The organism is Mesorhizobium sp. Arg314 (genome assembly GCF_053714275.1).
This window is the reverse complement of record NZ_JBSKBP010000392.1, coordinates 1-214: the sequence shown is the minus strand read 5'-3', so window position 1 is coordinate 214 and position 214 is coordinate 1. Positions and strand designations below refer to the sequence as shown.

Here is a 214-nt window from a genome sequence, read left to right as displayed (position 1 = left end):
GCGGCGGAGCGAAAAGCGTGGGCGAACATCCCGCCGAAGAAGAACCGGACCGGCAGTTTTCCTTTCAGCGCATGGGTCTACAGGCAGCGCAATCTCGTCGAGCGATACTTCAACAAACTTAAGCACTTCAGAGGTATCGCAACTCGATATGACCGCGATCCGCTCAATTTCCTCGCTGCCATCAAGCTCGCTTCAGTGCGCATCTGGCTCAGAA

1 pseudogene is annotated in these 214 nt (G+C 55.6%); it reads left to right on the top strand.

Going from position 1 to position 214, the window contains the following annotated elements:
* Positions 1 to 214 (top strand): annotated as a pseudogene (locus ACWGS9_RS36000) (IS5/IS1182 family transposase); the annotation flags it as partial.